Below are 16427 nucleotides of genomic sequence, written 5' to 3'. Positions count from 1 at the left end.
CGGCGTGACAGGCCGAAGGCCCCTCACGCCGGTGAGCCCCCAAACGCCGGCTAAAAGCGATCCCGCACGCGGCGGCGAAGCCGACGCCAAAAACACAGCTGGTGACCGCTCCAACCGACAGGACTACAACCGACAGGACCGAATGTCCGACGCCAACACAGCCTTGGCCCCGGTCTCGGCCAACTCATCCATAATCCGGTTAACTTCCTTGCGCGGCACCATAGCCCGCACCGCGACCCACTTCTCGTCCGCCAACGGAGCCACAGTAGGCGACTCCAACCCAGGCGTAATCGAAATAGCCCGCTCCAAAATCTCCCGCGGGCAGTCGTAGTCCAGCATCATGTAATGCTGCGCGAACACCACGCCCTGCAACCGAGCCGCCAGTTGCGACTTAGCCCGAGACCCGTCACTCCCAGCCCGCTGCAACAACACCGCTTCGGAAGCACAGATCGGCTCCCCGAACGCCACCAGATTGTGCTGCCGCAACGACCGCCCGGACTCGACCACGTCCGCGATAGCATCCGCGACCCCGAGCTGGATCGAGATCTCCACCGCCCCGTCGAGCCGAATCACCTCAGCCTCGACCCCATGCCGAGCAAGATCGTCCCGAACCAGCCGCGGATACGACGTAGCAAGCCGCTTCCCGTGCAAATCGGCAGGTTTCCAGTCCCGCCCCGCAGGCGCGGCGTACCGGAACGTGGACGCCCCGAACCCGAGCGCGAGTACCTCGTCCACCGGAGCCCCGGAATCGAGCGCGAGGTCGCGCCCGGTGATGCCGAGGTCCAGTTCGCCGGAGCCGACGTAGATGGCGATGTCCTTGGGACGGAGGAAGAAGAACTCGACCTCGTTGACCGGGTCGAGGACGGTCAGGTCCTTGCCGTCATGTCGCTTGCGGTAGCCCGCCTCGGAAAGCATCTCCGCCGAAGCGGCGGCGAGGGCTCCCTTGTTCGGCACGGCAACACGCAGCATTTCGGTCTCTCCTCGGTCTCCGGTGCGCGAGCGCGTCACAGGTAGCGGTACACGTCCTCGGTCGAGATTCCCCGGCCGAGCATGAGCACCTGCACCCGGTACAGCAGCTGCGAGATCTCTTCCGACAGCCGGTCGTCGGACTCGTGCTCGGCGGCGATCCACACCTCGCCCGCCTCTTCGAGCACCTTCTTGCCCTGTGCGTGCACCCCGGCGTCCAGTGCGGCGACGGTGCCGGACCCGTCGGGACGGGTACGCGCGCGCTCGGCAAGCTCCGCGAACAGCTCATCGAAGGTCTTCACGAGGCCGGATCCTTTCATCCCGCGCTCGTCCGCGCCGTTCCGGGTGACCCGGATGCCGCCGAGGTCACAGCGACGGCAGCAGCGCCGCCAGTTCGGGCACGCCGACGCCGGCCAGCGACGTGCGGAACACCCGGCGCGGGCCGTCCGGGACGGGCACGTCGTTGGGGACCACGAGCACCGTGCAGCCTGCGCTTTCGGCCGATTCCGCGCCGGGCGGGGAGTCCTCGACCGCGACGCACCGGCCTGGCGCCACGCCGAGCAGTCCGGCGGCCTTCAGGTACGGCCGCGGGAGGGGTTTGTTCTGGCCGTCGACCTCGTCGCCGCAGACCGTGACGTCGAAGAAGTCCCGCCCGATCGTGTCGAGCGCGAGTTCGGTCAGCGCGCGTTCGGTGGAGGTGACCAGCGCGGACTTGATCCCGGCGGCGCGGACCGCGGCCAGCGCCTCGCGCGCGCCCGGACGCCAGGGCAGCGCGTCGTCGAACAGCCCGGCGGTGCGGCGGCGGATCCACTCCCCCGTTTCCGCGACCGCTTCCGGGGTGACCGGGCGGCCGGTCTGCTCGAGCAGCACGGTGGCGGTGGCGTCCATGTTGGACCCCACGAGCGTCATCCGGATCTCCTCCGAAAGCGTGCCGCCGAGCGCCTCGGCGGCCTCGTACAGCGCGACGTCCCACAGTTTCTCGGAATCGACGAGGGTGCCGTCCATGTCCCAGAGGACAGCCGCCAGTCCGTCCGAAGAGGACGGTGCAGTCACAGTTTCTCCTTGTCCGGTGCGCCGCTCCGGCCGGGCGCGCTCGCCTCCAGCGTCCCACGCGGGCCGCCGTGAGCGGGGCCACACCCGCCCCGTGACACGCGGGGGCGGACACGCTGCGCAGCGTAGGTGCCCGAGGCCGTAGGCTGGTCAGGTGAGTGAGCCTGTCGACGACACCCCGCGGCCCGGCGACCCGGAGCAGGACCGCGCCGATGCCCCGCGCCCGATCATGATCTTGGCCTTCGAGGGCTGGAACGACGCGGGCGACGCGGCCAGTCAGGCGATCGAACACCTCCAGCTCACCTGGGACGCGACCCCGCTGGCCGAACTCGAGCCGGACGACTACTACGACTTCCAGGTCAGCCGCCCCACGGTGAAGATGGTCGACGGCATCACCCGGCGGGTCGAATGGCCGACCACGCGGCTGTCGGTGTGCCGTCCCGAGGGCTTCGACCGCGACCTCGTGCTGGTGCAGGGCCCGGAGCCGAACATGCGCTGGCGGAAGTTCTGCGCGGAGATCGTGGAGCACGTCCAGGAGCTGGACGTGTCGATGGTGGTCGCGCTGGGCGCCCTGCTGGCCGACACCGCGCACACCCGGCCGGTCCCGGTGACCGGGACGGCCTACGACAAGGACACCGCGAGCAAGTACCGGCTCGAGGTGAGCAACTACCAGGGCCCGACCGGGATCGTCGGGATCCTGCAGGACTACTGCGTGCAGGCCGGCATCCCGGCGGTGTCGATCTGGGCCGCGGTGCCGCACTACGTCTCGCACCCGCCGTCGCCGAAGGCCACGCTGGCGCTGCTGCACAAGCTGGAGGACGTCCTCGACGTCGAGATCCCGCTGGGCGCGCTGCCGGAGCAGGCCGAGGAATGGCAGCAGACGGTCAGCGAGATGGCCGACGAGGACGAGGAAATCAGCGAGTACGTGCGCGGCCTCGAGGAACGCGGCGACGCCGAGACCGACTTCACCATGGAGGAGGTCTCGGGCGACAAGATCGCCGCCGAGTTCGAGCGGTACCTGCGGCGGCGCCGGCCCGGGCAGGACGGCGGGTTCGGCCTCCGCTGACCGGCCTCGTGAAGCGCCCGCGCCGGGAAGACCCGCGCGCGGGCGGCTTCGCGTCCGCGATGCGCCGGAGCGGCGAGGAAGCGGGCGACGGCGGGCAGTTGGCTTCCCGTCGGCGACCGTGCCCCGGCCGAGCCTGTCCGTCACGCACAGTGGCAGCGGTCGAAGACTGCGCGGAATGCCCAGGCCTCCGAGGCCACGGCGAGTCGCCTTTCGCGTTCCTCAACGCCGTTTCGCGGTCGGCCAGCCCCGCGGGCAGCGGCTTGCCGGGCAGCAGTGCCCTGCGCGCCACCGCAGAGGGAACGCACAGTAGCTCCCGATCTACGAACAGTCACCTGGGCCGCCCGGCGGGATGACGGCGCCTGCGCCGTGGACTGAGCACGCCGCGCCGCTCTGGTGCCCTGCCGAGCGCGTCTCGTTGACTGGCCTGGCGCGAGCGACGTCGCGCGGACCAGGAGGTACGAGAATGTTCGGCAAGGCTCTAGCGGCGGCAGTGCTCGCGGCGGGCGCGGTCACCGCGTCGGCGGCGACCGCCTCGGCGGCACCGGTTTCGCCGGTGACGGCGCAGGATTTCGGCGCCTGCATGGATTACGCGGTGGGCGAGTACGACGTCGAGCCCTGGCTCGCGCACGACGCGTGCGACGCCGGCTCGTTCGAGGAGTGCTACTGGGTCCTGCGCCGCGCCTACGTTCCGGCACAGGTCGCGGCGACGGCCTGCCGGCTCTCGTTCGACTGATCCGCACTTGAGCAGAGCCGGGACGCGAGCGCGCCGATCGCGTCCCGGCGCTCAGGCGGTGAGCAGCTTCCGCACCGGAACCGCGCCCCGGGGCCGCTTCCGCCACTCCCGCGGATAGCCGAGCGACACCTCCTCGAACCGCACCCCGTCCGCGGACGTCGTGCGCGGGATGTGCAGATGCCCGTACACGGCCAGCTCGGCGCGGTAGCGCAGGTGCCAGTCCTCGGTCTGCGTGGTGCCGCACCAGAGCGCGAAATCGGGGTAGTACAACGGATTCGTCGGGTGCCGGTGCAGCGGCCAGTGCGACATCAGGATCGTGCGGCGGTCCGCCGGGATCGCGTCCAGCCGGTCGCGGCTCACCTTCAGCCGCTGCTCGCACCAGGCCGCGCGCGATTCGTACGGATCCGGGTGCAGGTAGAACTCGTCGGTGCAGACGACGCCGATCTCGCGGGCGTGCGCGAGCGCCTCTTCGCGGGTCTTGCCCTCGGTCGCCGGCGTGCGCCAGCTGTAGTCGTAGAACACGAACAGCGGCGCGATGGTCAGCGGCTCCGGCCCGAAGTCCCACACCGGGAACTCGTCCTCGGGAGTGAGCACGCCGATCTCGCGGCACTGCTCCACCAGGAACTCGTACCGCGCCTGCCCGCGCAGCTGGCATTCGTCGTTCGGTGTGGTCCACAGCTCGTGGTTGCCCGGGACCCACACGACTTTCGCGAACCGATCGCGCAGCTTCGCGAGCGTCTCCCGGATGACCTTGGCGGACTCCGCGACGTCGCCGGCGACGAGCAGCCAGTCGCCGGGGTCGTCGGGCACGACCTCGTCGACGATCGGGCCGTTGCCCTCGTGGGTCACGTGGAGGTCGCTGGTGGCGAAGAGAGACGGCACTTCTCCACCGTAACGACTTTCCGCGCCCGGGAACGCCGGAACCTCCCATTCCCCCACCCCAGAACGACCAGCCCGGCGCTCACGTGAAGCCCTGCCTGCACGTTCAGCAGCACTGTCGGGCCGGTCACCGCGAGGAGCGCTCCGGCCAGCAGCGAACCGGCCGCCGTGCCCGCGGCCATCAGCGCGTACACCGTGCTCAGCACCCGTCCCGCCCGGTCCGGGCCGGTCTCCGCCTGGACATGCGACAGCAGCCCGGCGCCGGCCACCACGGCGGGCGCGCCGACGGCCATGAACAGCCCGATGTACACCCCGAGCGCCGTCGTCGCGCCCGGCAGGTTCCAGATCGCGACCGACATCAGCCCGGCGGCGACCAGGCCCCAGCCCTGCAGCAGCACCGGCGCGACCCGGCGCGCCAGCGTGGCCACCGCGAACCCGGCGGCCAGCCCGCCGATCGCCTGCACCCCGCGCAACAGTCCGGCGTCGGCCTCGCTGCCGCGGAGGATGTCGAGCACGAACACCACGAACAGCACCAGGAACATGCCCTGCGCGAGCGAGGTCAGCAGCGCCGACACGCTCGTCGGCCGGAGCCGCTTGCCCGCCAGATCGCGGACCCCGGCGAGCCAATCCGTCTGCTCGGGCACGGTCTTGCGGACCGTCGCCCGGCGGAACGGGAACGCGAGCAGCATCCCGGCCGCGGCGAGCGCGACGAGGTAGCCGACGATCACGCGCTCCAGCCCGCCCCATCCCAGCAGCGCTCCCCCGGCCCAGCCGCCCGCGAGCCGCGCGACGCTGCCGTTCACGCTCATCAGCCCGTTCGCCGAGGTGACGTCCTCGACGCCGACCAGTTCCGGGACCAGCGCGCTGCGCGCGGGTTCGAACACCGAGGCCAGCCCTGCCTGCGCGGCCATCACCGCGTAGACCGCCGCGACCGGCAGTTCGGTCCCGATCAGCAGCGGCAGCACCACGAGCGCCTGCCCGGCACACACCACGGCCAGGACGACGCGGCGGTCCCATCGGTCCGCGACCACCCCGGCGATCGGGCTCAGCAGCACCGCCGGCAGCAGCCCGAGCACGATGCTCAGCGCGGTCGTGACCGCCGAGCCCGTGCGCACGAACAGGTACACCGGCAACGCGACCTGCAGCATCCATTCGGCGGTCTCGCCGAAGAAGGCGGAGACCCAGAGCCGGGCGAATCCCGGTGCCGCCAGCAGCCGTCTCACGCCGGTTTCCCGTCGTGCCCGATCCGGCGGAAGGCACGCATCCCGAGGAAGACCGCGCGGGCGTCGGCGGGTGCGTCCTTGCGGATCGTGCTGACGTACGGCCGGATCAGGTCGTCGATCGCCTTCGTCAGCGCGTTGATTTCCGCTGGCGTCGCGTTCAGCCCGTAGGAGAAGAATCCGCCGGTCTCGCGCCAGTCCTCGTCCAACTGCTCGACCGTGTCGAGGTACCGCTGGGTCAGCTCCTGCTCCTCGGCCAGCTCCGTGCCGGTGACCGCGAGCTGCGCCGCGGTGAGGGCCGGGTCGCCGCCCGGGCGGCCGAGCACCAGCCCGACGTGGCAGGCCCGCCACGGCCGTTCCCGCCCGTCGCCGCCTTCGGCCCGCTCGACCAGGCCGTGTTCCGCCAGTTTGCGCAGATGCCAGCTGCAGTTCGACGCCGTGGAGCCGACCGCGTCGGCGCATTCGCTGGCCGTCGACGGGCCGACCGCCATCAGGTGGTGCACCAGCGCCGAGCGCAGCGGATGCGCGAGCGCGCGCAGCAGCTCGACGTCGTCGATCCGCTTGCGCGGGGGCAACTGCGGAGGCACTTCGGCCATCAGGGGTCCGTCCAAACTCTGAAGGGTTTCTTTCGAAACTGTTCTTTCAGAGTTGCAGGCCGGGGTCCCGGCGTCAAGCCCGCCGATCGCTCCGGGAAAAACCATTTGCCAGCCGGGGCGCGCCCCGCGTTATGCTCCCGGCCATCATGGACAGCTGAACCGAGCCCTCCCCGCATCGAGGCCGCTCCCGGTCGAGCCCTGCTCCCGGGAAGCCGCGCGTTGCCCGTCGGGGATTTTTGCCTCCACCGCAAAGGCCCGGTGATCACTCATGTCTACTGTCCTGCACGCCTCCGACCTCGTCTTCGGCTACGGCGCGCGCACCGTCCTCAACGGCGTCTCGCTCGTCGCGTCGCCCGGCAGGCGGATCGGTCTCGTCGGCGAAAACGGGGTCGGGAAATCCACCTTGCTCCGGCTGCTGGCCGGGCTCGAAGTCCCGCGCGGCGGCGACGTCGTGCGGCACGGCGATCTCGGCTTCCTGTTCCAGGAACTGCCGTTCTCCGGTACCGCAAGGGTTTCCGACGTTCTCGACGAGGCGCTCGCCGAGATCCGCACCGCGGCGGCGACGCTCGACAAGCTCGCCGCGGTACTCGCCGAGCGCCCCGAAGACCCGGAGGTGCTCAGCGAGTACGGCCACGTCCTGGAATGGGCGCAGGCGCACGACCTTTGGGACGCGGACCGGCGCGCGGACCTCGTCCTCGCAGGTCTCGGACTCGGCGACATCAAGCACGAGCGGCGGCTGCACACGCTCTCCGGCGGACAGCGGTCGCGGCTCGGCTTGGCCGCGCTGCTGGTGCGGCGGCCGCGCATTCTGCTGCTCGACGAGCCGACCAACTACCTCGACGACAACGCCATGGAGTTCCTCGAGCACCATCTCGCGGAACTGACCGGCGTCGTCGTGCTGTCCTCGCACGATCGCGTGTTCCTCGACGCGGTCTGCACGGACATCGTGGACCTGGACCCGGTTCCGGCGGACCGCCGCGTCGGCGGCGCGACGCGCTACGGCGGCAGCTACACCGACTACCTCGGCCAGAAAAAGGCCGAACGCGCGCGGTGGGAGCAGCGGTTCACCGAAGAACAGGAGGAACTCAAGCAGCTGCGGGAATCCGTGCACGGCACCGCTCGGCGCGTCGCGCACAACCGTGCGCCGCGCGACAACGCGAAGATGCTCTACGACTTCAAGACCGGTCGCGTGCAGAAGCAGATTTCCCGTCGAGTCCGCAATGCTCAGCTCAAGCTCGACACGCTGGAGCGCGAGCAAGTCCGCAAACCGCCAGCGCCGCTGCAGTTTCGGGCCACGCTCACCTCGGACACCGGCGGCGAAGGCCCGGCGGTTTCGGTGCGCGGCATCGCGGTTCCAGGTCGCGTGCAGTTGGACGAGCTGGACGTGGACCGCTCCGCGCGGCTCCTCGTCACCGGCGGCAACGGGGCGGGGAAATCCACCCTGCTGTCCGTGCTGGCCGGTCAGCTGGCCCCGTCGGCCGGGACTGTCCACTTCGGACCTGGCGTGCGGGTGGGGCTGCTGGAGCAGGACGTCACGTTCGCTCAGCCGAAGCGGACCGCGCAGGAGGTGTACCGCGCCGCGGCCGGCGAGGCGGCGCCTTCGCTCTCCACGCTCGGGTTGCTGCCGCCGAGGGAGCACGACCGTCCGGTCGGCGAGCTTTCCGTGGGTCAGCGTCGCCGGTTAGCGCTGGCTGTGCTGCTCGCGGAGCCGCCGGACGTGCTGTTGCTGGACGAGCCGACCAACCACCTGTCGCTCAGCCTGGCCGAGGAACTGTCCGAAGCGCTCGACAGCGCGCCGGGCGCGGTCGTCCTCGCTTCGCATGATCGGTGGTTGCGCCGTCGCTGGGAAGGCGACCACCTGGCGCTGGCGGATGGCCATCGCCAGGATGTATAGGTCGTTATACATTTAGCGGGGCCGGACCGCTGCCGGTCCGGCCCCGCTCGCAAAGTCAGAGAACGATGCCCAGCAAGGCGTCCACGGCCTCCTTGATCAGGCCCGGCGCGGCCTGGTCGGTGCCGTCGCGGCGCAGCGCCGACGTGACCCACGCGTCGATCGCGGTGAGTGCCTGCGGCGTGTTCAGGTCGTCCGAGAGGTGGTCGCGCAGCCGCGCCACGGTGTCCCCCGCGTCGGGTCCGGCCGGCAGCGAGACCGCTTCGCGCCAGCGGGCCAGCCGCTCCTGCGCGTCGACCAGCAGCTGGCCGGTCCACGCCCGGTCCTCGCGGTAGTGCCCAGCGAACAGCGCCAGCCGGATCGCGGCCGGGTCGATGCCGTCGGCGCGCAGCCGCGACACGAAGACCAGGTTGCCGCGGGACTTCGACATCTTCTCGCCGTCGAGTCCGATCATCCCGGCGTGCACGTAGTGCCGGGCGAACGGGTGGTCCGCGGCGACCGCCTCGGCGTGCGCCGCGCTGTACTCGTGGTGCGGGAAGATCAGGTCGGAACCGCCGCCCTGCACGTCGAAGCCGAGCCCGAGGCGGTTCACCGCGATCGCGCTGCACTCGATGTGCCAGCCAGGCCGCCCGGCGCCCAGCTCCGACTCCCACGACGGCTCGCCCTCGCGCGCGACGCGCCACAGCAGCGCGTCCAGCGGGTGCCGCTTGCCGGGACGGTCCGGGTCGCCGCCGCGCTCGGCGAAGAACTTCGCCATGGTCTCGGCGTCGTAGTTCGACTCGTAGCCGAACCGGCCGGTCGCGTTGTGGTCGAAGTAGACGTCCGGGAACTCGGCGTCGTCCGCGCGGTAGGCGCTGCCGTCGGCGAGCAGCTTCGCGATCACCTCGACGATCTCCGGGATCGCCTCGACCGCGCCGACGAACTGGCGCGGCGGCAGCACCCGCAGCGCCTCCATGTCCTCGCGGAACAGCGCCGTCTCGCGCATGCCGAGCACGATCCAGTCGTCCGAATCGCGTGCCGCGCGCTCCAGCAGCGGCTCGTCGATGTCGGTGACGTTCTGGACGTAGTGCACCTCGTGCCCGTTGTCCCGCCACACCCGGTTGACCAGGTCGAACGCGAGGTAGGTGGCGGCGTGCCCGAGGTGGGTGGCGTCGTAGGGGGTGATGCCGCAGACGTACATCCGGGCGGCGGCCCCGGGTGCGGTCGGACGGACCTGCCCGGTCGCGGTGTCGTGGAGCCGGAGGGGGCGGGGCGTGCCGGGCAGCCGGGGCACGGCGACGGAGGACCAAGTCTGCATACCTCCGACTGTAAGCGTGACGTCCGTCCGCTTTCCCACGAGGTGGGAGAGACAGCCGCGCCGTCTCTCCCACCCCCGGGGATCAGGCCTGCTGCCGGGCGGCGTTCGCCTGGACGGCGTCGCGGACGTACGCCCCGATGCCAGGCCGCTGCTCGTCCTCCCGGACGAGGAACGCCAGCTGCGCGGGCTCGTCCGCGTACAGGGCCGCGATCCGTTGCTGCATCGCGTACCCGCACTCCCCCATCACCGCGGACAGCATCGCCCGGTGCTCCTCGGCGAGCTCGGCCGCCGCCGGGCTGTCCGCCGGTACGCCGTCGTCGATCAGCGCGACCAGGCGGCTCACCCAGTCCTTCCGCTGCCGCTCCGCCTCCGCCCACTCCTCCTTGGTCTCCGGCAGCTGCGTCTGCTTCCACTCCGCGCAGCCGCCCCAGCGCCGCACGGCCTCCTCCGAATAGCCCTCCGGCGCCTGGAATCCGCCGAACACTTCGAACTTCTCCTCGGGCGTCAACGTGTTGCCCATGGCTCTCGCCTCCAGCAATCGGTCGACGGCCGCGACCATGCGCTCGATCCGGTCCGCCTGCGCCACCAGCAGCTCCCGCTGCCGTTTCAGGTGGCCGTCGGCGTCGGTTCCCGGCTCCGCGAGCACGGACGCGATCGTCTCCAGGGGAAAGCCGAGCTCCCGGTAGAGCAGGATCCGCTGCAGCCGGTCGAGATCGGCGTCGTCGTAGCGCCGGTAGCCGGACGTCGTGCGCCCGCTCGGCGACAACAGCCCGATCTCGTCGTAGTGGTGCAGCGTGCGCACGGTGACGCCGGCCAGCGCCGCCGCCTCGCCCACCCGGTAGCCCATCGCTCTCCCCCTGTTTCTTCGGCCGAACGGCCCTTGCGAGAAACCACGATCGCGCCTCACGCCGCGTGAGGGTCAAGTCTGGTGGACAGCGCGGTCCGGCGCGAGTACGAACAAAGCATGGCTCTGCGCACGCCGATCCGCGCCCGTTCCGCCCTTCCTCCTGGTCCCCGGCTGCCGATGGCGGTCCAAACCGTCCTTTTCGGCGCATTCCGCAACGCCCTGCTGCCGCTGCTGCGACGACGCTACGGAAACGTCGTGCGGCTGCGGCTGTACCCGGAGCGTTCGGTGGTGCTGATCGGGGACCTCGACCTGGTCCGCGAGATCTTCTCCGGTCCGGTCGAGACGTTCCACGCCGGCGAGGGCAACATGGTGCTCAAACCCATGCTGGGCGCGCATTCGGTACTGCTCACCGACGAGGAAGAGCACCGCCGGGCGCGGAAGCTGCTGATGCCCGCGTTCAGCGGGGCGGCGATGCGCGGGTATCGCGACATGGTCACCGAGCTGACGGTCGCGGAGCTGGAGCGGTGGCCGCAGGGCCGGGCGTTCCGGGTGCACGACCGGATGCGGGCGCTGACGCTGGAAGTGATTCTGCGGGTCGTTTTCGGGGTGGCCGACGGGCCGCGGCTGGCGGAGTTGCGGGTGGCGCTGGAGCAGGTCATCGACATCAGCGCGCTGGATCTTTTCGGCTGGCACAGCCCGGCGTTGCAGAAATTCGGGCCGTGGCGGCGGAATCTGGAGCGGCAGCAGCGGGTCGACCAGCTGCTGTACGCGGAGATCGCGGAGCGGCGGGCGGCGCCGGACCTGGCGGAGCGGACCGACGTGCTGTCCCGGTTGCTGAGCGTGCCCGGCGAGGATCAGCTCAGCGACCTCGAACTGCGCGACCAGCTGATCACGTTGCTGCTGGCCGGGCACGAGACCACGGCGACCGCGCTGGCTTGGGCGCTGCACGAGCTCGCCCGGGACCCGGCGACCGCCGCGGAGACCGCCCGCGCGGCTGACGAGGGCGACGAGAAGTACCTGGAAGCCGTTGCCAAGGAAGCGATGCGGCTGCGGCCGATCATCTCCGAGGTTTCGCGGAAGCTCACGAAGGACGTCCAGGTCGGCCCGTACACGGTTCCGGCCGGGCACATGGTGCTGCCGTCGATTTCGCTGATCCACGCGGACCCGGCGCACCATCCGTCGCCCGAGGTGTTCGACCCGACGCGGTTCCTCGGCAGCGGTCCGCCCGCCGGCAGCTGGTTCCCGTTCGGCGGCGGCGCGCGACGCTGTCTCGGGGCGGGATTCTCGTTGCTGGAGGCGACGATCGTGCTGCGGGAGCTGTTCGCGCGGTACCGGGTCAGCGCGCCCAGCCCTCGCCCGGAGCAAGTGAAGACCCGCCACATCACGCTCGTGCCCGGCGATGGCGCGCGGATCCTGGTGCACCGCCGGTAGGTCCGTGAAGGGCTCCTTGGGGGAATCTGATTCCTTCAAGGAGCCCTTCACGGACTTTCACTCAAGCGGTCAGCGGCGGCGCGTGCGGAGGTAGTCGCCTACTACTGCCGCGCCGAGGCCGTCCAGATCCGGGGCGATTACCCGGCCGCCGGAGCGGCGGGCGATGGTGTCCACGAACGCTTCCAGCCGCGGGTCGTCGCCCAGCCGGAAGACGGTGACCGAAGCGCCCAGCTTGGCGATTCTGTCCACTTCGGACAGTGTCTTGTAGATGGTCGCCGGTTCCGGCGGATAGGAGAACTCCGCTTCGCCGTCCGGTTCCAGATGCGCGGTGGGCTCGCCGTCGGTGACCATCAGGACGACCGGCTGGGCGTCCGGGTGGCGCCGCAGGTGGCGTCCGGCCAGCAGGAGCGCGTGGTGGGCGTTGGTTCCCTGTTCCCAGGTGCCTTCCAGGCCGACCAGTTCGGGCAGTTCCACCGGCATCGCGTAGCGGCCGAAGGTGATCAGCTGCAGGGCGTCGTTGCGGAACCGGGTGCTGATCAACTGGTGCAGGGCCAGCGCGGTGCGCTTCATCGGCAGCCAGCGGCCCTCTTGGATCATCGACCACGACGTGTCGACCAGCAGCGCTACCGCGGCTCGCGAGCGATGCTCGGTCTCGATGACCTCGACGTCCTCGACATCGAGACGCACGCTCCCAGCCCCGACCGCAGTGGAGCGCAGCACGGCGTTGCGCACCGTCCGCGGGACGTCCCACGGTTGCATGTCACCGAACCGCCACGGACGGCTCGACCCGGTTGGTTCGCCTGCCGCGCCCGCGGATTCGGTTTCGCGCTCCCCGGTCTTGCCGCGCAGCGAATTGACCACATCGGACAGTGCGGTCTCGCCCAGTCGACGCAATGCCTTGGGAGACAACCGCAAGGTGCCGTCAGCGGCGCGCTCGAACAGGCCCTGCTGCCGCAGTTCTCGTTCCAATTCGGACAGCCGGCGAGCGTCGACGCCCGCGTCCGGACCGAGTTGGCGTTCCAGCGCCTCGAGGTCGATGTCCTCCAGCCGGGCGCCTGGATACGACTGGCCCAGTTGTTCGGCCAACGCGTCCAGTTCCGCCAGGTCGGCCATCGCCTGCGCGCCTTCGCCGAGGCCCAGCGGGTCTTGGCCGCGGAAGCGCGAGGACGACGTCCAGTCCTCCCCCGGCCGCAAGGCCCGGAGCTGGGAGTCCAAAGCGGACAGTTGCTGAGCCAGTCTCGGATCGCCGAAGGCTTGCTGCGACAGCTCGGCCAGCTCGGCGCGTTGCTCCTCGGACATCGAGTTCAGCATGCGCTGCGCGGCGGCGGCGCGGGAGGCGAGGACGTCGATGAGCTCCTCGACGTTCCGCGGGTTCTCCGGGAAGAACTCGCCGTGGCGCCGCATGAACTCGCTGAAGCGTTCGCCGATGTCGCTCGCGCCTTGGGCGTGCGCGGACAGCAGCGCGTTGAGGTCGCCGAGCATCTGGTTGATCCGCTCGACGTCCTCGGGCCCGGCGTTCTGCATCGCCTGCTTCATGCCCTGGAACCGCGCGTCCAGCAGTTCGCGGCCGAGGAGGTCGCGGATCTGCTCGTACTTCTGCCGTGCTTCGTCCGAGCGCCAGTCGTACTCGTTCAGCTCTCGGACGGCCGCCGCGGTGCCCGGTGGCAACGCGTCTAGCTGCGCTTCGCGGAAGCGAGCCTCGTCGTCGGGGTCTGGGAACAGCTCCCGGCGCTCGGCTTGGAGTGCTTCCTGCAGCAGCTGCTGGACTTCCTGCAGCGTGCCGTCCAGCCGGTGCCGCCGCTGGATCTGCGAACGGCGCTGCCACAGCTGGCGGGTCAACTCGTCGAGACCTGCGGTGCGTTCGGTGCCGCGGCGGAGCAGTTCCTCCAGCGCCGAACGCGGCGACGAACCGCCCATGACCTCGCGGCCGATCTCGTCCAGCGCGTCCCGCAGGTCCGCGGGCGGGGCCAGCGGATCCGGCCCGTCGTGCCACGGGCCGTAGGAATATCCCTCCGGTAAGAGCGGCATTATTCGCCGTACACCGTCGTGCCGTCGTCGGAGTCCTTCGCCAGCCTGCGGGCGAGGAACAGCGACTCCAGGGCCAGTTCGACCGCCGCCGCGATCCGGCCCGCCGGTTCGTCCGCGGACACTCCGGCCCGCTGGGCGACCTCGTGCAGCACCGGCAGTTCCGGCAGCGCCGCAAGGACTTCCGAGCCGGGGACGCGCTCGCCGGTGGCGACCAGGTGCCCGTCCGCGACCGCGTCGGACAGCGGGCGCAGGTCCAGCCCGGCGAACCGTTCGCGAGCGGTTTCGGCGATCGCGCGGCGCATCAGGTGCACGAGGTGCTCGACCTCGCGACCCTCCTCTCCGGGCTCGAACTCGACCTTGCCGCGCAGCACGGCGGGCACGGCTTCGAGATCGACCGGACGCGCGACCGCCGGGTCCTCCCCCGTCACCGCGGCCCGGCGCAGCGCGGCCGCCGCGACGGTTTCGGCCGCCGCCACCGCGAACCGGGCCGAGACGCCGGAGCGCTGGTCGATGACCGGCGACTCGCGCAGGTTGCGCACGAACCGGGCCAGCACCTCCAGCAGCGGCTCGCCGACCTCCGCGACGAGGTTCGCCTCCTGGCGCACGACAGCGACCTCGGACTCGACGTCCAGCGGGTAGTGCGTGCGGATTTCCGCGCCGAAGCGGTCCTTCAGCGGCGTGATGATGCGGCCGCGGTTGGTGTAGTCCTCGGGGTTGGCGGTCGCGACGAGCAGGACGTCCAGCGGCAGCCGCAGCGTGTAGCCGCGGACCTGGATGTCGCGTTCTTCCATGACGTTCAGCAGCGCGACCTGGATCCGCTCGGCGAGGTCGGGCAGCTCGTTGATCGCGACGATGCCGCGGTGCGCGCGCGGCACGAGTCCGAAGTGGATCGTCTCCGGGTCGCCGAGGCTGCGGCCCTCGGCGACCTTGACCGGGTCGACGTCGCCGATCAGGTCGCCCACGCTCGTGTCCGGCGTGGCCAGCTTTTCGGTGTAGCGCTCGCTGCGGTGGCGCCAGGCCACCGGCAGGTCGTCGCCGAGTTCGGCGGCACGGCGGATCGAGGCCGGCGTGATCGGGTCGAGCGGGTGTTCGCCCAGCTCGGAGCCCTCGATGACCGGGGTCCACTCGTCGAGCAGGCCGGCCAGCGTGCGCAGCAGGCGGGTCTTGCCCTGGCCGCGCTCGCCGAGCAGGACGACGTCGTGGCCGGCGAGCAGGGCGCGTTCGAGCTGAGGCAGCACGGTGCGGGAGAAGCCGACGATGCCGGGCCAGGCGTCGCGGCCCTCGCGCAGCGCGGCGAGCAGGTTGTCGTGGATCTCGCGCGCGATCGGGCGCGGGGCGTATCCGGCGGCGCGAAGCTCGCCGGCAGTACGGGGAAGAGCGTCGGGAACAGCGTTCACCCCTTCGACGCTACTGACCGTTCCGGCATCCGTCGATGTGGAGCGGCTCCAGCCGGGCGGGGATCGGCGGAGCCGGGAGGAACCGGTAAAATCAGCAGTCGTGTGCCGACCCAGTGCGACCCTCGCCGTCTGGTCCTCCGCGTGGCTGAACGGGGCCGCGGCGTCCGACGACGTCCTCGATGCCCTGCAGGACTGGGCCGAGGCCCACGACGTGGTCGCGGCTGATCCCACCGCCGCTGACGCGTTCGATCTCCCGCTCGCGTTCCATCGCGCGGCTACTCCGGTGCAGCTGCTGCTCGCTTTGCGGGCGCAGGGTGCTGGGAGTGTCCAGCTCGTGCTGCCGGTTCCTGGCGATGTCCGCGGCTTGGGCGGCGGAGGGCCGTTCGCCGAGGCTGCGTTGCGATGCGGCGAGGCTGTGGTGTTGAGCGGGCTGGCGTTCGGGTTGGTGCCGGAGCCGATCGCCGAAGGGTTGATGCGGTGGACGGTGTATTCGCTCGCCGCGCCGGTTTCGTTGGAGTACCAGCCGTTGGCGGATGCCGAGCACGGGCTGACGGATGCGATCCGGGCCAGCGCCGGGGCGTTGCAGGCGTTGGACGTGGCCAGTGATCGGCCTGGGGTCCGGGCGGAGTTGTCGGCGCATTTGCGGGCTCGGCCGCAGGTCGAGTGGCCTGCCGGGACGCCTGGGCGGGCGCTGCGGGTGTTGCAGCGGGCTGAGGAGATTTCGGCGATTTTGGCTGTGGCGCAGGCGGATGACCCTGGCGGGGCGTTGTCGGCTTCGGCGGTGAATCAGCGGGCCGAGGCGTTGCGGCCGTTGGCTGAGGCTGTTCGGGGGGCTCGTACTGCTTCGGTTAATGAGGCGGTCCGGGTGTTCGCTGAGCAGGGGGATCGGCAGGCTTAGTCCCGGGTGACTGCTCGTCGCCTGGCGGCGACATCGCGTCCGTTGGTTGCGTGGGGCACCCCGAAGCTTGATTGTCCTGACGGTCTGGGGGTGCTTGTCAAGGCGGGAAAGATGCCTTGACAAGCACC

15 protein-coding genes are annotated in these 16427 nt (G+C 70.9%); 5 read left to right on the top strand and 10 right to left on the bottom strand.

Annotated features, from left to right (window positions below; genetic code table 11):
• Positions 1-123 precede the first annotated feature (123 nt).
• From hisG to ACFXI3_RS44700, 3 genes are all read right to left on the bottom strand, one after another.
• Positions 124-969, bottom strand: coding sequence for an ATP phosphoribosyltransferase (hisG, locus tag ACFXI3_RS44710; protein ID WP_344274130.1), 846 nt, complete (start codon positions 967-969; stop codon positions 124-126).
• 35 nt (positions 970-1004) lie between these two features.
• Complete coding sequence (locus tag ACFXI3_RS44705; protein WP_027927607.1) at positions 1005-1268, bottom strand: phosphoribosyl-ATP diphosphatase; 264 nt, start codon at positions 1266-1268, stop codon at positions 1005-1007.
• Between the two features lie 64 nt (positions 1269-1332).
• Complete coding sequence (locus ACFXI3_RS44700; protein WP_378408129.1) at positions 1333-2019, bottom strand: HAD family hydrolase; 687 nt, start codon at positions 2017-2019, stop codon at positions 1333-1335.
• A 151-nt stretch (positions 2020-2170) separates the two neighbouring features.
• On the opposite strand from ACFXI3_RS44700, the gene ACFXI3_RS44695 reads away from it, so the two are divergent.
• Positions 2171-3082: a PAC2 family protein gene (locus tag ACFXI3_RS44695; protein WP_378408127.1), complete on the top strand. Its 912-nt coding sequence runs from the start codon at positions 2171-2173 to the stop codon at positions 3080-3082.
• A gap of 463 nt (positions 3083-3545) precedes the next feature.
• Positions 3546-3815 (top strand): hypothetical protein, encoded by a 270-nt coding sequence (locus ACFXI3_RS44690; protein ID WP_350540118.1) that lies wholly within the window; start codon positions 3546-3548, stop codon positions 3813-3815.
• A gap of 51 nt (positions 3816-3866) precedes the next feature.
• On the opposite strand, the gene ACFXI3_RS44685 is transcribed toward ACFXI3_RS44690, so the two are convergent.
• Genes ACFXI3_RS44685 through ACFXI3_RS44675 form a run of 3 tightly spaced genes read right to left on the bottom strand, consistent with a single transcriptional unit; the run spans position 3867 to position 6510 of the window.
• Entirely contained in the window at positions 3867-4697 is an 831-nt protein-coding gene (locus ACFXI3_RS44685; protein WP_344274114.1) for a metallophosphoesterase, read from the bottom strand.
• The gene (locus ACFXI3_RS44680) at positions 4661-5917 is read right to left on the bottom strand and encodes an MFS transporter (RefSeq protein WP_378408125.1); all 1257 of its coding nucleotides are present in this window, start codon (positions 5915-5917) and stop codon (positions 4661-4663) included. The genes ACFXI3_RS44685 and ACFXI3_RS44680 overlap by 37 nt, the downstream gene beginning before the upstream one ends.
• Positions 5914-6510, bottom strand: a complete 597-nt coding sequence (locus ACFXI3_RS44675) for an ArsR/SmtB family transcription factor (protein WP_378408123.1) — start codon at positions 6508-6510, stop codon at positions 5914-5916. The genes ACFXI3_RS44680 and ACFXI3_RS44675 overlap by 4 nt, the downstream gene beginning before the upstream one ends.
• Before the next feature lie 268 nt (positions 6511-6778).
• On the opposite strand from ACFXI3_RS44675, the gene ACFXI3_RS44670 reads away from it, so the two are divergent.
• Positions 6779-8404 carry an ABC-F family ATP-binding cassette domain-containing protein gene (locus tag ACFXI3_RS44670; protein WP_378408121.1) on the top strand — a complete coding sequence of 542 codons (1626 nt, stop codon included), beginning with the start codon at positions 6779-6781 and terminating at the stop codon, positions 8402-8404.
• A gap of 55 nt (positions 8405-8459) precedes the next feature.
• Here the strand turns inward: ACFXI3_RS44670 and mshC are convergent, their stop codons facing one another.
• Together mshC and ACFXI3_RS44660 are read right to left on the bottom strand one after the other, a co-directional pair.
• Positions 8460-9698, bottom strand: a complete 1239-nt coding sequence (gene mshC / locus ACFXI3_RS44665) for a cysteine--1-D-myo-inosityl 2-amino-2-deoxy-alpha-D-glucopyranoside ligase (RefSeq protein ID WP_344274103.1) — start codon at positions 9696-9698, stop codon at positions 8460-8462.
• 82 nt (positions 9699-9780) lie between these two features.
• Positions 9781-10545: a MerR family transcriptional regulator gene (locus tag ACFXI3_RS44660; protein WP_378408119.1), complete on the bottom strand. Its 765-nt coding sequence runs from the start codon at positions 10543-10545 to the stop codon at positions 9781-9783.
• 117 nt (positions 10546-10662) lie between these two features.
• On the opposite strand from ACFXI3_RS44660, the gene ACFXI3_RS44655 reads away from it, so the two are divergent.
• Positions 10663-11976, top strand: a complete 1314-nt coding sequence (locus ACFXI3_RS44655; RefSeq protein WP_378408131.1) for a cytochrome P450 — start codon at positions 10663-10665, stop codon at positions 11974-11976.
• A gap of 69 nt (positions 11977-12045) precedes the next feature.
• On the opposite strand, the gene ACFXI3_RS44650 is transcribed toward ACFXI3_RS44655, so the two are convergent.
• The gene (locus ACFXI3_RS44650; RefSeq protein WP_378408117.1) at positions 12046-14004 is read right to left on the bottom strand and encodes a hypothetical protein; all 1959 of its coding nucleotides are present in this window, start codon (positions 14002-14004) and stop codon (positions 12046-12048) included.
• Positions 14004-15401, bottom strand: coding sequence for an ATP-binding protein (locus ACFXI3_RS44645; protein WP_344274094.1), 1398 nt, complete (start codon positions 15399-15401; stop codon positions 14004-14006). The genes ACFXI3_RS44650 and ACFXI3_RS44645 overlap by 1 nt, the downstream gene beginning before the upstream one ends.
• 100 nt (positions 15402-15501) lie before the next feature.
• Between ACFXI3_RS44645 and ACFXI3_RS44640 the strand changes: the two genes are divergently transcribed.
• Positions 15502-16299, top strand: a complete 798-nt coding sequence (locus tag ACFXI3_RS44640; protein ID WP_378408115.1) for a hypothetical protein — start codon at positions 15502-15504, stop codon at positions 16297-16299.
• Positions 16300-16427: the final 128 nt, after the last annotated feature.

Source organism: Amycolatopsis sp. NPDC059235 (assembly GCF_042754125.1).
GTDB classification, from domain to species: domain Bacteria; phylum Actinomycetota; class Actinomycetes; order Mycobacteriales; family Pseudonocardiaceae; genus Amycolatopsis; species Amycolatopsis albidoflava.
The sequence above is the reverse complement of the archived record's forward strand: the minus strand, read 5'-3'. Positions and strand labels throughout refer to the sequence as shown.